Below are 14,774 nucleotides of genomic sequence, written 5' to 3' on the forward strand. Positions count from 1 at the left end.
CCCCCCAGGAGGTTCTACGTGACGCAGCAGAAAAAAGTTCGTAAGGCGGTATTCCCGGTCGCAGGTCTTGGAACCCGGTTCCTTCCAGCGACGAAGGCCGTTCCGAAGGAAATGCTGACCGTCGTCGATAAACCGATCATTCAGTACGTGGTCGACGAGGCTCTGGAAGCCGGTATCGAACATTTCGTTTTCGTCACCGGCCGCAACAAGCACATCATCGAAGACTATTTCGATATCCATTTCGAACTGGAGCAGACGCTGCGCGAGCGCAGCAAGAAGGCCGAAATGACGCTGCTCGAAGCGCAGCTGCCGAAGGCCGGCACCGTCAGCTTCACCCGCCAGCAGGAGCCGCTTGGTCTCGGCCACGCCGTCTGGTGCGCCCGCGAGATCGTCGGCGACGAGCCCTTCGCTCTGCTTCTCCCTGACATGATCATGAAGGCCGAAGGCAAGGGCTGCATGAAGGGCATGATCGACCTTTACGGCCAGAGCGGCGGCAACATCATTGCCGTCGAGGAATGCGCTCCGGACCAGGCTCACAAGTACGGTATCGTCGGCGTTGGCGATGCGATCGGCGACGGCTTCCGCATCACCGGCATGGTCGAAAAGCCTGCCAAGGGCACGGCGCCCTCGAACTTCTTCATCAATGGCCGCTACATCCTGCAGCCTGAGATCTTCAAGATCCTGGAAACCCAGGAACGCGGCGCCGGCAACGAGATCCAGCTGACCGACGGCATGCTGAAGCTGCTCAAGGATCAGGCCTTCGCCGGCTACCACTTCCGCGGCACGACCTATGACTGCGGCGCCAAGGATGGCTTCATCCTCGCCAACGTCGCCTTCGCGCTCGACCGTGCGGATATCCGCCCGACCGTCGAGGAAGGCTTCAAGGCGTTGCTCAAGGGTCTCTGAAGTCTAGCGCTTCAACCGCAAACCGACACCGGCTCGCCATTGCTGCGAGTCGGTGCCTTCATCCCGCGTCGTCAGCTCATAGCCGACAGTGCTCGTCAGATCGAGATAGCGGTTGATGTTCCAGATCAGGCCGGCGCTCGTCGTATAAACGGTCTCGTCGCTGCTTGCTCCGGCCGGATAGTCGCGGAGCGTCACTCCACCCAGAACCGTTGCCTGCAGATTGTCACGCAGCTGATGTGTGATCGTTGTCGACAGGGCATGCGACACGTAACCGCTCAGCCCCGGCGTGGTGGAAGGCTGAATGCTGGTCTGCAGGTCGAAGCCGACATTGGTGCCGCGCAGCGGCGACCAGACGATATTGGCATCGACGGTTGCCGTATCGATCGAGGACAGACGATCGTCGTCGAAATTGGCCGTCTCGTAACCGGCACTGACTTCGCCCTTCAATTTCTCGCCGAGATCGATCTGAACGCCGGCCTTGGCGCCGTAGCTGTTGCCGGAGCGGGCATAGCCTGAGCTGTCGCGCGTCTCGTCATAGACGGTCTTGCCGACGGTGCCTTCGATGAAGGGGATGAGCGCCGGGGAGAGCTCGTAGCCGATGCGGGCGCGGAAATTCCCGGCGGTCTGGTCGCGGTCGCTGAGGGAAACAGTCGTGCCGTTCGCCAGCGTCACGTCGGAATAGATCGTCCGGACGACACCGATTTCCGTCGTGCCGCGCAAGACGCCGAAGTCGCGCTCGATCGAGGCGCCGGTGCTGAATTCCTGGACGTTCGACTGCTCGTCGGCGTCGGAGATGGCGTTCGGATCGTCGGTGTCTTCGCGGTAGAAGCGGTAGCCGCCCTTGAGATGGGCGGTGGTGTCCTCGGGCAGATCGAGGCGCAGATCGCCATCGATCTGGAAGGACGGCTGTTCCTCGCCTTCGCCGCTGATGTTCTGCTGCCAGCTGCCCTCGCTGGTGACTGTCAGCTGATGCAGGCCCCAATCGGAGGTCAGCGTCGCATTGCCGTCGGTCTGCAGGAAGCCGCGGCTTTCCTTGATGCCGTTATCCTTGGTCGTCTCGGTATTGATCGACTGGGTGATCGACGGGCGCAGGATGAAGGTGCCGACGCGGATGCCGTCGGTGTCCTTCTCGGTCAGCGTATCGTCGGCCTTGCGCGGCAGGCGGCGCTCATCGATCGCCGGTTCGCGGGTGTTCAGGCGGCGGATGTCCTCGTCGAGGATCGAGCCGGTTGTTTCGTCGCTCGGCTGCTGGTCACCGGTTGCCGTGGTGGGTGCCGTGCCGGTCTGCTGCGTGGTGCCGGTCTGGGTCGCCGTGCCATCGGGGGAGGGAACGCCGGGCTGGCCGGGATCCGGGACGCCGTCGCCATCAAGATCAACGGTTTGCGCCTGCTGATCGCCGGTGTTGCCGCCGGAAGAATATTGGGACGATGATTGATAAGCGGATGTGCCGCTGCCGTAGCTCTGTGCCGATTGGGCGAAGGCCGCCTGCGGCAGCGCTGCGGCCAGAAGAACGGCAGACACGGCAAAGCGCGTCGCACGGAGCGGCGTCAAACTGCTCGTATCACGTTCCTTGCCCATTCAGAATCCGCGTGTGGCATGCTTCAACTCGTTACCCGAAAGTAAAGTGTCATAGTTAATCATTCGTTTAGGACGACCGAGGCGGCCTGTGCTTGCAAGCGCGACAACGATGGACAGCCACAGTGAAAAGCGGTAACGCAAGCACATGATGAGAAAAGTCGTCAATCTGATCGAAAACAGCGTGCTGGAGTCCGCGCGGCGGACCATCAGCATCGAGCGGCGCGGCCTTGAAGCCCTTGAGCGGGCGCTCGACGATGGTCTCTCCGGACCCTTCAGTCAGGCCGTCGAGACGATCAGCGCCATCAAGGGGCGCCTCGTCGTGACCGGTGTCGGCAAGAGCGGCCATATCGGCGTCAAGCTCGCGGCGACATTTGCTTCAACGGGCACGCCTGCGTTCTTCGTCCATGCCGCCGAGGCCAACCATGGCGATCTCGGCATGATCGGTGATCAGGACGCGATCGTTGCCGTTTCCTGGAGTGGCCAAGCGCCGGAACTGAAGGCGATCCTGAACTACTCCCGCCGCTTCTCGATCCCGCTGATCGCCATTACCTGCGATGAAAAGTCCGTCCTGGGCGAGGCAGCCGATATCGTGTTAAAGCTGCCGAAAGAGATGGAAGCCTGCCCGCACGGCCTGGCGCCGACGACATCGGCGATGATGCAGCTGGCTATCGGCGATGCGCTCGCCATGGCGCTGCTCGATGCGCGCGGCTTCACGGCCCGCGACTTCCACGTCTTCCATCCGGGCGGCAAGCTGGGCGCGAGCCTGACCCACGTCTCCGACATCATGCACAAAGGTGACCGTCTGCCGCTGGTGGCGGAGGGTACGCCGATGCAGGATGCGATCAAGGTTCTGTCGAGCAAGCATTTCGGCTGCGTCGGCGTTCTCGACGGCGAAGGAAAACTTTGCGGCATCGTCACCGAAGGCGATATGGCACGCAACCTGTCGCGCAATCTTGCCGAACTGGCTGTCGACGACATCATGACGCGGACGCCGAAGGTGGTGAAGCCGAAGGTACTTGCGACGGCTGCGCTTGCCTTGCTCGAGGAATATCACATCGGCGCGCTGATCGTCGTCGACGACGACAACCGCCCCGTCGGCCTTGTCCACTTCCACGATCTCCTGCGGATCGGCGTCGCCTGATCAGGCGGCTTCCACCGTCAGGTCGCGCCCGGTGCTGGCGACGACCCTGACGCGGGTGCCGGCCGGCAGGTCCGGTCCCATGACCTGCCAGATCGTATCATCCAGCTTTATCCGGCCGCGGCCTTCAGTGATCGGCTCCGCCAGCGTGGCGGTGCGCCCGACAAGGCTCGCGCCGCGCTGATTGAGGAAGGGCTCGTCGGTCGCATCGTGGCGCAGCGTCAGGCGGCGGCCGATAAAGGTCGCGGCGACCGATAGCGCCGCGAACAGGATGAGCTGTACTTCCCAGACCCAGAAGCCGGCATCCCAGAGCAGCAGCGACAGTATGCCGACGGCAAGCGCCGCCAGCCCGATCCAGACGAGGAAGAAGCCGGGCACGATCATTTCGGCGGCCAGCAATACGAGGCCGGCTACCCACCAGGTCCAGGGCCCGAGCTCTGCAACGATGCGTGCCAGCATGCGTCAGCGCTCCGGGTTCTGGTTGAAGGGGTTGACGGGCGGGGTGCTGCGCTGCGCCACCTGCCGGGGCGGCTGCGGCGCAGGCGGGGTGCTGCCGTCGCCGAAGACTTCCTTGGCGATGGCGCCGATGCCGCTCAGCGAGCCGAGAATCGACGATGCCTCGATCGGCATCAGCACGACCTTGGAATTGGATGCCGAGCCGATGGAGGTCAGGGCTTCGGTGTATTTCTGCGCCACGAAGTAGTTGATCGCCTGGACGTCACCGGCGGCGATCGCCTCGGAGACCATCTTCGTTGCCTTGGCTTCGGCCTCGGCCAGGCGCTCGCGGGCTTCAGCGTTGCGGAAGGCGGCTTCGCGTTGTCCCTCAGCCTGCAGGATGGCCGACTGCTTGGCGCCTTCGGCGCGCAGGATCTGGGCGTTTCGCGACCCTTCCGCCTCCAGAACCTGGGCGCGCTTCTCGCGCTCGGCCTTCATCTGGCGGGCCATGGCATCGACGAGGTCGCGGGGAGGCTGGATGTCCTTGATCTCGACGCGGGTGACCTTAATGCCCCAGGGATGCACGGCCTCATCGACGACGCGCAGCAGGCGGTCGTTGATGGCGTCGCGGTTGGAGAGCAGTTCGTCGAGGTCCATCGAGCCCATGACCGAGCGGATGTTGGTCATGGTCAGGTTGAGAATGGCGTTTTCGAGGTTCGAGACCTGGTAGGCGGCCTGCGCGGCGTTCAGCACCTGATAGAAGGACACGGCATCGGCCGAGACCGAGGCGTTGTCCTTGGTGATCACTTCCTGGGTCGGCACATTCAGCACCTGTTCCATCACATTCATCTTGGCGCCGACGCGCTCGATGAACGGGGTGATCAGGTTGAGGCCGGGCTCCAGCGTGCGCGTATAGCGGCCGAAGCGCTCGATCGTGTAGCGATAGCCCTGCGGCACCGTCTTGATGCCGGCAAACAGCACCAGGATGACGAAGATGACGAGTGCGATGACGACGATGTCGAAGCCGCCCAGGACCATGAAATTCCTCCACCGGTTGTTGCCGGAAAATCCGGCACACATCAAACGTGGAGACTTATCCCGTTATTTGCAACGATCCGCAACAAAAAGCCGCTGGCTGGATCACACCCAGCCGAGCAGCTCCCGGCGGACGACCTTCTCGAGCACGCGCATGCCGTGCTCGCTGTCGTTGAGACAGGGGATATGGGTGAATTTCTCGCCGCCATTCTCATGGAAGGAATGGGCCGCCTGTTCGGCGATTTCTTCCAGCGTTTCCAGACAGTCGGAAACGAAGCCCGGGTTGAGGACGGCGATCTTCTTGACGCCGTCCTGCGCCAGCTTCTCGACGGTCTTGTCGGTATAGGGCTGAAGCCATTCTTCCGGCCCGAAGCGGGACTGGAAGGTGACCATGAACTTTTCCTTCGGCAGGCCCAGGCGCTCGCGCAGCAGCCGTCCGGTCTTCTGGCACTGGCAGTAATAGGGGTCACCCTGCTTGAAGTAGGACATCGGGATGCCGTGGAAGGAGGCGAGCACCATGTCCGGCTCCCAGTCGAGGGTCGCGAGGTGCTGCTGCACGGAGTTGGCGAGCGCTTCGATATAGGTCTCGTCGTCGTGATACTCAGGGACGGTGCGCACCGCCGGCTGCCAGCGCATGGTGAGCAGCTTCTGGAAGGCCTTGTCGTTGACGGTCGCCGTCGTCGCTGCCGCATATTGCGGATAGAGCGGGAAGAGCACGATGCGGTCGCAGCCCGCAGCCTTCAGGCTGTCGATTTTCGAGGCGATGGAGGGGTTGCCGTAGCGCATCGCCCAGTCGACGACGACATTTGGCAGGTCCTTCAGCCGCGCAGCCATCAGTTCTGACTGGTTGCGGGTGTAGGTGCGCAGGTAGCTCTCGTTCTTGTCCCTGTTCCAGATCGTCTCATAGGCCTTGCCGACTTTCTGGGGGCGGGTGTTGAGGACGATGCCGAAGAGGATCGGGTACCACTTCCAGGGCGACCATTCGATGACGCGCTTATCGGTCAGGAACTCCCGGAGATAGCGGCGCATCGAATTGTAGTCGGTGCCATCGGGCGTGCCGAGATTGACGAGCAGCACGCCCACCTTGCCAAAGCTGACGGGCGGATGGTCCGCCGGGCGGTTCGAAATTTCAGCAGTCATACTGGCCCCAACGCTCATGATGTCTTCGCCCCGCTCATACGCAGCCGGGTTCGGTTGGTTCAACCCTATAAGTAGAAAAGCCGGCCCGGGGAACCCCGGACCGGCTTCGAAGATCGGGACAAATCGTCTTACTTGGCGGGAAGCTTCAGCTCCTCGCCGACCATGAGGCGGCGCGGGTTCGGGCTACCGTTGGCTTCGGAGATCTTCTTCCAGAGTTCACCGTTGCCGTAAAACTGCTTGGCGAGATCCCAGAGCGTGTCACCGGCGGCAATGACGTGGCTGGACGGCGTTGCGGCGGCCGGTGCGGAAGCGGCCGGTGCAGCCGGTTCGGCAGACGGTGCCGGTGCTGCGGGAGTGGCGGGTGCCGCCGGCGCGGCCGGGGCAGCAGCGGCGCCGGCTGCAGCGATCTCGGTGACGCGGCCATCGGTGTAGGGCTTGTAGGGGTTGTGCGCCGTCAGATACTCGACAGTGACGTCGGCAAGATCGGGGCCGAAGTCATAGGCATTCTTGCCGGCGCTCTCGAAGATCGAGTAGCCGTCGCCGCCCGCGCGCATGAAGTTGTTGGTGGCAACGCCGTAGGTCTTGGCCGGGTCGATCGGCGCGAAAGCGTCACCGGTCTTCACCTGAACGTCGCTAACGCGGCTGCCGACGGGCTTCGACTGATCGAAGGTATACTTGAGACCCGCAACCTGCGCGAAACGGCCGGCGCCCTGGTCGATCTGGCTGACGCCGTTTTCCAGCGCCTTGACGACGTCGGCACCGGTCAGCTGGAAGGTTGCCAGCGTGTTCTGGAAGGGCAGGACGGTGATGACTTCGCCCTGGGTGACTTCGCCGCCATCGATGGAGGCACGCAGGCCGCCGCCGTTCTGGATGGCGATCTGGACGCCCTGGCTCTTGGTGCGGTCGAGCATCGCGTCGGCGACGAGGTTGCCCATCGAGCATTCCTTGACGCGGCAAATGGTGCGGTCGCCCTCGATCGGGCCTTCCGAAGCACCGATGACCTTCTTGCGGAGGTCTTCGATCGGCTTGGCGAGCTCGGCAATGCGTGCCGTCAGCGCCGGATCGGGCGTGAAGGAGGAGTCGATCAGGATCGGATCGCCCTTGGCGCTCTTGACGACGCCGTTGTCGTCGAAGTCGACGACGAGATCGCCGAGATACTTGCTGTAGGATGCGGCCTGGACGACCGGAACCTTGTAGCCGCCGGGATTGTCCACCATCGTCGGATAGGGGCCTTCGGCCTTCGGATCGGTATTCGACAGCAGGCTGTGCGAGTGGCCGCCGACAACGACGTCGACGTCAGGGATCTTGGCGATGAAGGCGAGATCGCGCGGATAGCCGACATGGGTCAGCGCGATGATCTTGTTGATGCCCTGAGCCTTCAGTTCCTGAACGGCTGCGGTGATCGAGGCGACGTCGTCGGCGATCAGTACCTTCGGGCCGGGCGAGGAGAGTTCTTCCGTATCGTTGGTCACGGCGCCGACGACGCCGATCTTCTGGCCGCCGACATCGAGAACCAGCGACGGCTTGATGCGGTCGCCGAGCTTCGAGCCATCACCGGCAAGCACGTTTGCGGAGATGACTGGGAACTGAACCTTGTCGAGGAAGGTGGCGAGGCCGTCTTCGCTGTCGTCGAATTCATGGTTGCCGACGGTCATGACGTCGAACTTCATGGCGTTCAGCACTTCGGCTTCGGCCGCGCCCTTGTAGGTCGTGTAGAAGAGCGAGCCCTGGAAATTGTCGCCGGCATTGAGCAGCAACACATTCTGGCCTGTGAGAGCCTGGCGGCGCTGGTCGATCGCGGTCTTCAGGCGGGCGGCACCGCCGAAGCATTCCTTCTTGCCTTCTTCCTCGGCAGAGCAGGTGGAATCGAACTTGTTGATCGATTCAATGCGTGAATGGAAATCGTTGATGTGAAGAATATTGAGCTGGTAGTCCGCAAAGGCGGCGCTTGTGCTGAGCGCCAGCATGGATGCCGTCAGCAGACCGAAATTAAAGGATTTCGTCATCCTGTTCTCCTGATTTTCCGGCGGCAGCGCTTACCCCTGGCTGTTCCGCCGATCCCTCTTAGCCGTTACCCGGCGCGCCGGATGTTTTCATCAAGCCTGCGCAACCGCAAGCGAAAAGCTGTGCCAGTCCCGGCGCTTTCCAAGTAGCGGTAAACAAAAAAGCTCCCGCGAAGGGGAGCTTTTCATCGTCCAGATTTCGAGCGCCTTTACATGCTGCGCGTCAGCGTGAACTGCGAGCCGGAATCGGCGGTGCAATTCAGCTGGGTCGGGTTGACGAGGGCGCAATTGACCTTCGACTGCGTCTTGCGCACCAGCGAGGTCATATTGATCTCGACCAGAGACGGACCGGTGTTCACATAGGTACCGGAGGCGAGCAGCTGGTTGCTGTCGGTCGTGCGAGTGGTGAAGGTACCGGCCTGGAAAGTCGAGACGATGCCGTTCGGATCGCGCCATGCGCCTTCGACACCGGCCGGAGCGGCGCTTGTGGCGACAGGCATCGGGCGGGGATCAGAGGAAACACAGGCGGCGAGCGCTGCTGCGGCAGCCGCCAGCGCGGCAATATTTCTCAACTTCATAAGCTTCTCCGGCGATTGACGGCGGACTTTATCCGCAAGAGTTCGGAAAAAACATGGCGCGGGGCGGCCGCCAAGGCAAGCCTTCTGCAACGCCGAAGCGAATTTACACAGCAGGCGTTACAAAAATGCCCGCCTTGCGGCGGGCATCTTGGTTTTCATCGGTTCGCGATTACGAGCGAACGAGGATGTTCTTGAACTGCCACGGATCCTTGGTGTCGAGATCTTCTGGGAACAGGCCCGGGCGGCCATCAAGCGGGGTCCAGTCGGTGTAGTGACCTTCGACCGGGCCGAGGTAGGGCAGCTGCACTTCGAGGCAGCGCTTGTAGTCGATCTCGTCGGCTTCGACGATGCCGGCCTTCGGGTTTTCGAGAGCGTAGACCATGCCGGCCAGAACGGCCGACGTGACCTGCAGGCCGGTGGCGTTCTGGTACGGCGCGATGCGGCGGGTTTCTTCGAGCGACAGGCGCGAGCCGAACCAGTAGGCGTTCTTCTCGTGGCCGTAGAGCAGTACGCCGAGTTCGTCGATGCCTTCGACCAGCTCGTCTTCGTCGAGGACGTGGTGAACCGGCTGCGCGTTGCCGCCGTTGCCGAACATTTCATGCAGCGACAGAACGGCGTCGTTCGCCGGATGGTAGGCGTAGTGGCAGGTCGGGCGGAAGGTCACTTCGCCGTCCTTGTCGCGCACCGTGAAGTAGTCGGCGATCGAGATGGACTCGTTGTGGGTGACGAGGAAGCCGTACTGCGGACCCGGCGTCGGGCACCAGGTGCGAACGCGGGTGTTGGCGCCCGGCTGCTCGAGGTAGATCGCGGCCTTGCAGCCCTTCTTGTGCTTCTTGGCGTTCTTCGGCATCCAGTTTTCGTGGGTGCCCCAGCCGAGTTCGGCCGGCTGCAGACCTTCGGAGATGAAGCCTTCGACGGACCAGGTGTTCCAGAAGACGTTGAGCGGCTTCGGGTTCTTGGTGAGCTGCGTGTCGCGCTCGGCAATGTGGACGCCCTTGACGCCGAGCTTCTTCATCAGCTTCGCCCAGCCTTCGCGGTCGTGCTGATCCGGCTCTTCGAACTTCAGGCCCGTGTCATTGGCGAGGTTGACCAGCGCCTGCTTGACGAACCAGGAGACCATGCCCGGGTTTGCACCGCAGGTGGAAACGGCTGTTGCGCCGCCCGGGTTCTTTTCCTTTTCCTTGCGCACGGTTTCGCGCAGCGCGTAGTTCGTGCGGTCGGCGTTCTTCATGTTCTTGTCGAAATAGAAGCCGAGCCACGGCTCGACGACGGTATCGATGTAGAGAACGTCGAGCTTGCGGCAGAGCTTCATCAGGTCGAGCGAGCCGGTATCAACCGAGAGGTTGACGCAGAAGCCCTGGCCTTCACCTTCCGTCAGCAGCGGCTTCAGGAGGTCCTTGTAGTTGTCCTTGGTCACATATTCCTTGATGTGACGGACGCCGTGCTTCTTGAGGATTTCCATGTCGCCCGGCTCTTCGCGCGGGTCGATTACAACCAACCGGTTCTTGTCGAACTTGAAGTGGCGCTCGATCAGCGGCAGCGTGCCGCGGCCGATGGAGCCAAAGCCGATCATCACGATCGGGCCGGTAATTTCGGCATATACCGGGTGGTTTTGTTCCGTCATTCTTTTCTCCTGTGGAAGGCGACGAAGGCGATCTGCCTGAAGAATTCTTCAAAATGGGCTGAAAATTCGCGAAGTGACCGGCTCTAACCACAAAATGGCGTCACAATAAAGAGCGTTCGGCCGGGAAATCTAATATCAGGCGGGTGCGAGCTGTTGTGCAAGGCTGTGCAGCTTCTGCACGAGCTCGGCTTTCTGCAGTGTCAATCCCTTGTAAGCCGTCTGCTGTTCGTCGAGCGCGGCAAGCTGCGTGGCGAAACTCGACGCGAGTTCGGCGGCGCGCGGGTGATGCTCGATCGCGGCGATCGGATCGACATAGACGCGGATCGTGAAGACGATGTCGCCGGAAACAGGAAGCTTGCGCAGCGTCTGCCGCTCGACGCGGGCGAAGCGCTCGGCAAGCGTGAAATCCTCGGAAGACGGCGGGCGGCGGTGCTTGGACATCGGCAGGAAGAGATCGCCCGTCGTGTTGACCGACCAGTTCATACGCTCGACCGGCTGGGCGACCAGCAGGTTGTCGAAGATGCGGGTGATCAGCGCCGCGTTGCGCGTGCCCTCGCTGAAACCGGGCACATCGGCATGGATCGCCTGCATCGGCCGGCCGAACTTTTCCTGCAGCGACCAGGACGACGGGAAGGAGACATGGCCTGCGACCAGATGCCACCCATCGTCCTTGCGGCGCATGATGACCAGATCGTCCTCGACGAGAAGGCCGGCGCGCATCAACGGCGGCAGTGAGACGTCAGCGAGATCGACTTCGGTATCGCCGGCCGTGATGATGTCGCCATGCCTGACATAGCGATCCGGGTAGGCGGAGCAGAGATGATCTGCGAGGAGGCCGAGACATTCTTCCTGGGCCGCCTGCGTATCGTCTTCGGCGACGAATACATCCTTGCGGCGCGCGGCGAGAAGCCCGCGCTTTTCCGCCAGATAGCGCCCAAGGTCACCATCCGGCTCGATCCAACGGCCCGCATCGAGCGGCATCAAGCCGATGGTGAACGGCTTCGAGGATCCATCATAAGGTGTGTAAGCGGGAAGTTTCATTGTCAGGAAACTGCCGGTTTGCGGTGATTGATGCAAGAGTAAAGAGGCTAGCCCTTCAACGCTTCCAGTCCCTCATTAACCGTCGTCAGGGCCACTTCGGTCACCTCATACTCCGCCACCCCATGCACCGCAAACGGATCGGCGGAGACATAGGCTTCGATCTCGGCGCGATTGCCGGTGGCGAGGATGACGCCGCCGGTGCGGGGGACTTTGCGGCCGGAAGCGAGGAACCAGCCCTTCGCATAGCCTTCCTTCACCCAGGCCATATGCGGCTCCATGTGCTTGTCGGCCTCTTCGTTGGGCTTCACATAGGTGAGGGAAAGTATGAACATCTTTGATCCCGAGGGTTGTGCCGTTTTGGGGCTGTTGATAACAGAAATTGCACTGCCTTATCCATTTTCTTTTTATAGTTTTGAAGCATTGTGCCACACATCGCCATTAGTACGCCCGGAACCGTCGCATGACCAATATATCGGAGCGGCTTGCGGAGTTGCAGGAGGAAAGCGCCGTCATGATCGTCCTCTACGATCAGGACGACCGCGTGCAATATACAAATGCCGCCTTTCGCTCCACCTTCGCGCTTGAGCCGGACGAAACGCCCACATGGGCAGAGCTGATGCGCCGCAACACCAAGGCCGGGCGCGGCACCATCATTCGCACCACGGATTTCGAGGCATGGCTGATGTCTGCCCAGTCCCGCCGCGGCAAGCTGCCGTTCCGGGCCTTCGAGATGGATGTCGTCGACGGGCGCTGGTTCTGGATGACGGAGACGGTGCAGCGCGACGGCTGGATGCTGTGCATGGCGAGCGACATCACCCATATGAAAACCAGCCAGCGTGATCTGCGCCAGGATCGCGATTTCGCGCTGAGGGCATCGCAGACCGACGAGCTGACCTGTATCTCCAACCGCCGCTTCATGATGGCTGCGCTGGAGAACATGATCGCCCGTCAGGAAACATCGGCGCTCAGCGGCTGCATCTGCATCGTCGATCTCGATTTCTTCAAGCGCATCAACGACAATTTTGGCCATCAGGTCGGCGACCAGGTGCTGATCGACTTTGCCCGGCGGGTGCAGCCGGTGATCAGGCGCCGCGACAGCTTCGGGCGGATCGGCGGCGAGGAATTCATGCTGGTGTTTCCGGATACGACGCTGGAGCAGGGCGAGCGGATCATCGATCGCGTGCTGGAGCTGGTGCGCATTGCCCATCCGCTTCCCGCCCTGCCGGGCTTTTCCTATACGTGTTCGGCGGGCCTTGCAGAGCTCAAGGTCGGAGACACGGTGCAGCAGCTCTATGCGCGGGCCGACGAGGCGCTCTACATCGCCAAGCAGAGCGGCCGCGACCGGCTGAAGATCGCAGCTTAGCTTAGGCAAGCACCGAGGGGATCAAGCCGCGCAGCGAATTGCCCATGTAGAGCTTGCCCCCGGCAATATCGGCGAGGCTGATCCTGCCGACGCGGGCCTTGCGCTGGCAGATGAGTTCGGTGCGCAGCACGCCGGCGAGCAGGCCGCAGGAGATTGGCGGAGTGCGCAACAGGTCCGAGCCGTCGTCGAGAAAGACCGAGGTGATCGTGCCTTCGCAGATCTCGTCATTCTCGTTGAGCATCAGGACCTCGTCCGCTTCACTCGCCGGATATTCCGCGCGGGCGGCTTCGTAGACCTCTCGTCGCGTGGTCTTGATCCGCAGCAGCTTGTCGGCGCTGTCGAGCCGTTGCGAGGCGATGCGGAGTTTCCAGATTGTGTCCGGCGCCGGTGGCGTGAAAGCCGCGCTCGTCACATCGATCCGCCCGGCAGCATCGAGCGTCAGGCGGACGCGCAGCGATGTCGTCGCACCAGCGACGGCCTCTTCCAGCCTGTCCTTCGCCTGAAGCGGCGTGGGGAAGCCGATGCGGCGGGCGGAGCGGTCCAATCGGGCAAGATGCAGCCGCAGGCGGGTGAAGCCGATACCGGGTTCCCATCGCAGGGTTTCGATCAGGGAGAAATTGCTCATCGGGCAATCTCCTGGTCGCCGATCGCGAAGCGGGCCTTCAGCAGGCATTCCTCGTATTCGGCTTCGGCGGTCGAATCGAAGACGATGCCGCCGCCGACATTGAAGACGGCGCGGCCGTTGTCGAACAGGCTGATGGTGCGGATGGCGACGGAGAAGCGCATGGCGCCTGTTGGAGCGATCATGCCGATCGCGCCGCAATAGACGTCGCGCGGCCGTTCTTCGAGATCGTCGAGGATCTGCATGGCGCTGAGCTTCGGGGCACCGGTGATCGAGCCGCAGGGGAAGAGGGCGGCGAAGATATCGCGGATCGTCAGATCCGGCAGGAGTTTCGCCTGCACGTGGCTCACCATCTGGTGCACGGTCGGATAGGTCTCGATATCGAAGAGTTTCGGGACATCGAGTGTTCCGACTTGCGTGATCCGCGAGATATCGTTGCGCAGCAGATCGACGATCATCCGGTTCTCGGCCTGCGTCTTGATATCCGCGAGCATCGCCGCCTTGATCGCCTCGTCCTCGGTGGCATCGGCGCCGCGCCTGGCGGTGCCCTTCATCGGATGCGTCTCGATCCAGCCGTCCTCATCGGTGCGGAAGAAAAGCTCCGGCGAGCGCGACAGGATGATGGGACCACCGAGATCAGCATAGGCGCCGTATTTCACCGGCTGCCGCTCGATCAGCGACCAGAAGGCGGCGAGCGGATCGCCGCTCCAGCGCGCCTCGATGGGCATGGTCAGGTTCGCCTGATAGCAGTCGCCCTGGCGCAGATGCCAATGGAGGCGGTCGAAGCGCTCCTTATAGGTTTCGAAATTCCAGCCGGCTTTCGGGGCGGTGAGGAACTCTTCGTTGTCGCGGCGGCGGACCGGCTGGGCGAGGGGATGGTCATTAGGTGCCGGGCTGTTGAAGACGCCGAAGCAGACGAGAGGGGATTGGCGATTGGCCGGTAGTTTTGGAGCGAGCTTGTTCTCGAAGAGGTAGCCGGCCTCGTAGGACATATAGCCCGCAAGCCATTTGCCGGCGGCTTTTGCGTCCTGCATGCGTTTCAGGGCCGGGAAGAATTCGGCGCGGTCGTTGGCGATGATGATTTCGGACGGCTCGGAAAAGAGCATCGTCTGATTAGCCGTGTCGTCACGGAACAGGATGAAGGGGCCCAATTTATGTCTCCCTCATTCCTGTGCTTGTCACAGGAATCCAGTGCGCCCAAGTCCTTGGGCGCGGAAGACTCCTTTCACGGCGCAGACGCGCCGTGGCTGGATTCCTGTGACAAGCACAGGAATGAGGGAGGTCATTAGTTGGCATCATCGGTTTCTCATA

14 protein-coding genes are annotated in these 14,774 nt (G+C 62.2%); 3 read left to right on the forward strand and 11 right to left on the reverse strand.

Annotated features, from left to right (window positions below):
• Positions 1-18: 18 nt before the first annotated feature.
• Positions 19-906, forward strand: a complete 888-nt coding sequence (gene galU, locus F2982_RS12710) for a UTP--glucose-1-phosphate uridylyltransferase GalU (protein ID WP_112719951.1) — start codon at positions 19-21, stop codon at positions 904-906.
• Between the two features lie 3 nt (positions 907-909).
• Here the strand turns inward: galU and F2982_RS12715 are convergent, their stop codons facing one another.
• On the reverse strand, positions 910-2,484 hold the full coding sequence (locus tag F2982_RS12715) for an outer membrane beta-barrel protein (protein WP_203428031.1): 1,575 nt from the start codon (positions 2,482-2,484) through the stop codon (positions 910-912).
• A gap of 145 nt (positions 2,485-2,629) precedes the next feature.
• On the opposite strand from F2982_RS12715, the gene F2982_RS12720 reads away from it, so the two are divergent.
• Positions 2,630-3,625: a KpsF/GutQ family sugar-phosphate isomerase gene (locus tag F2982_RS12720; protein ID WP_203428032.1), complete on the forward strand. Its 996-nt coding sequence runs from the start codon at positions 2,630-2,632 to the stop codon at positions 3,623-3,625.
• Here the strand turns inward: F2982_RS12720 and F2982_RS12725 are convergent, their stop codons facing one another.
• From F2982_RS12725 to F2982_RS12760, 8 genes are all read right to left on the reverse strand, one after another.
• Positions 3,626-4,081 (reverse strand): NfeD family protein, encoded by a 456-nt coding sequence (locus F2982_RS12725; protein ID WP_203428033.1) that lies wholly within the window; start codon positions 4,079-4,081, stop codon positions 3,626-3,628. It abuts the gene before it with no gap.
• Between the two features lie 3 nt (positions 4,082-4,084).
• Positions 4,085-5,095 (reverse strand): SPFH domain-containing protein, encoded by a 1,011-nt coding sequence (locus tag F2982_RS12730; protein WP_199629011.1) that lies wholly within the window; start codon positions 5,093-5,095, stop codon positions 4,085-4,087.
• A 102-nt stretch (positions 5,096-5,197) separates the two neighbouring features.
• The gene (hemH, locus tag F2982_RS12735) at positions 5,198-6,232 is read right to left on the reverse strand and encodes a ferrochelatase (RefSeq protein ID WP_203428034.1); all 1,035 of its coding nucleotides are present in this window, start codon (positions 6,230-6,232) and stop codon (positions 5,198-5,200) included.
• A 128-nt stretch (positions 6,233-6,360) separates the two neighbouring features.
• Positions 6,361-8,238 (reverse strand): bifunctional UDP-sugar hydrolase/5'-nucleotidase, encoded by a 1,878-nt coding sequence (locus F2982_RS12740; RefSeq protein ID WP_203428035.1) that lies wholly within the window; start codon positions 8,236-8,238, stop codon positions 6,361-6,363.
• Positions 8,239-8,444: 206 nt separating this feature from the next.
• Positions 8,445-8,813 (reverse strand): outer membrane lipoprotein Omp10, encoded by a 369-nt coding sequence (gene omp10, locus F2982_RS12745; protein WP_112719944.1) that lies wholly within the window; start codon positions 8,811-8,813, stop codon positions 8,445-8,447.
• A gap of 169 nt (positions 8,814-8,982) precedes the next feature.
• Entirely contained in the window at positions 8,983-10,437 is a 1,455-nt protein-coding gene (locus tag F2982_RS12750) for a homospermidine synthase (protein ID WP_203428036.1), read from the reverse strand.
• A 135-nt stretch (positions 10,438-10,572) separates the two neighbouring features.
• Complete coding sequence (locus tag F2982_RS12755; RefSeq protein WP_203428037.1) at positions 10,573-11,478, reverse strand: DUF3445 domain-containing protein; 906 nt, start codon at positions 11,476-11,478, stop codon at positions 10,573-10,575.
• Between the two features lie 47 nt (positions 11,479-11,525).
• A complete protein-coding gene (locus F2982_RS12760; RefSeq protein WP_203428038.1) occupies positions 11,526-11,810 on the reverse strand; it encodes a YciI family protein in 285 nt (94 codons plus the stop codon).
• 128 nt (positions 11,811-11,938) lie between these two features.
• Between F2982_RS12760 and F2982_RS12765 the strand changes: the two genes are divergently transcribed.
• A complete protein-coding gene (locus F2982_RS12765) occupies positions 11,939-12,841 on the forward strand; it encodes a sensor domain-containing diguanylate cyclase (protein ID WP_203428039.1) in 903 nt (300 codons plus the stop codon).
• 1 nt (position 12,842) lies between these two features.
• Here the strand turns inward: F2982_RS12765 and F2982_RS12770 are convergent, their stop codons facing one another.
• A complete protein-coding gene (locus F2982_RS12770; protein ID WP_203428040.1) occupies positions 12,843-13,466 on the reverse strand; it encodes an aminotransferase class IV family protein in 624 nt (207 codons plus the stop codon).
• Positions 13,463-14,569 (reverse strand): aminodeoxychorismate synthase component I, encoded by a 1,107-nt coding sequence (locus F2982_RS12775; RefSeq protein WP_203430064.1) that lies wholly within the window; start codon positions 14,567-14,569, stop codon positions 13,463-13,465. The genes F2982_RS12770 and F2982_RS12775 overlap by 4 nt, the downstream gene beginning before the upstream one ends.
• Between the last annotated feature and the right edge of the window lie 205 nt (positions 14,570-14,774).

Origin of the sequence: Rhizobium sp. BG4, assembly GCF_016864575.1 — a bacterium.
Classification (GTDB): Bacteria; Pseudomonadota; Alphaproteobacteria; order Rhizobiales; family Rhizobiaceae; genus Rhizobium.

Coding starts and splice junctions, on each gene's coding strand:
- F2982_RS12715 (WP_203428031.1), bottom strand. CDS start 2,484: ATGGGCAAGGAACGTGATACGAGCAGTTTGACGCCGCTCCGTGCGACG.
- F2982_RS12720 (WP_203428032.1), top strand. CDS start 2,630: ATGATGAGAAAAGTCGTCAATCTGATCGAAAACAGCGTGCTGGAGTCC.
- F2982_RS12725 (WP_203428033.1), bottom strand. CDS start 4,081: ATGCTGGCACGCATCGTTGCAGAGCTCGGGCCCTGGACCTGGTGGGTA.
- F2982_RS12730 (WP_199629011.1), bottom strand. CDS start 5,095: ATGGTCCTGGGCGGCTTCGACATCGTCGTCATCGCACTCGTCATCTTC.
- hemH (WP_203428034.1), bottom strand. CDS start 6,232: ATGACTGCTGAAATTTCGAACCGCCCGGCGGACCATCCGCCCGTCAGC.
- F2982_RS12740 (WP_203428035.1), bottom strand. CDS start 8,238: ATGACGAAATCCTTTAATTTCGGTCTGCTGACGGCATCCATGCTGGCG.
- omp10 (WP_112719944.1), bottom strand. CDS start 8,813: ATGAAGTTGAGAAATATTGCCGCGCTGGCGGCTGCCGCAGCAGCGCTC.
- F2982_RS12750 (WP_203428036.1), bottom strand. CDS start 10,437: ATGACGGAACAAAACCACCCGGTATATGCCGAAATTACCGGCCCGATC.
- F2982_RS12755 (WP_203428037.1), bottom strand. CDS start 11,478: ATGAAACTTCCCGCTTACACACCTTATGATGGATCCTCGAAGCCGTTC.
- F2982_RS12760 (WP_203428038.1), bottom strand. CDS start 11,810: ATGTTCATACTTTCCCTCACCTATGTGAAGCCCAACGAAGAGGCCGAC.
- F2982_RS12765 (WP_203428039.1), top strand. CDS start 11,939: ATGACCAATATATCGGAGCGGCTTGCGGAGTTGCAGGAGGAAAGCGCC.
- F2982_RS12770 (WP_203428040.1), bottom strand. CDS start 13,466: ATGAGCAATTTCTCCCTGATCGAAACCCTGCGATGGGAACCCGGTATC.
- F2982_RS12775 (WP_203430064.1), bottom strand. CDS start 14,569: ATGCTCTTTTCCGAGCCGTCCGAAATCATCATCGCCAACGACCGCGCC.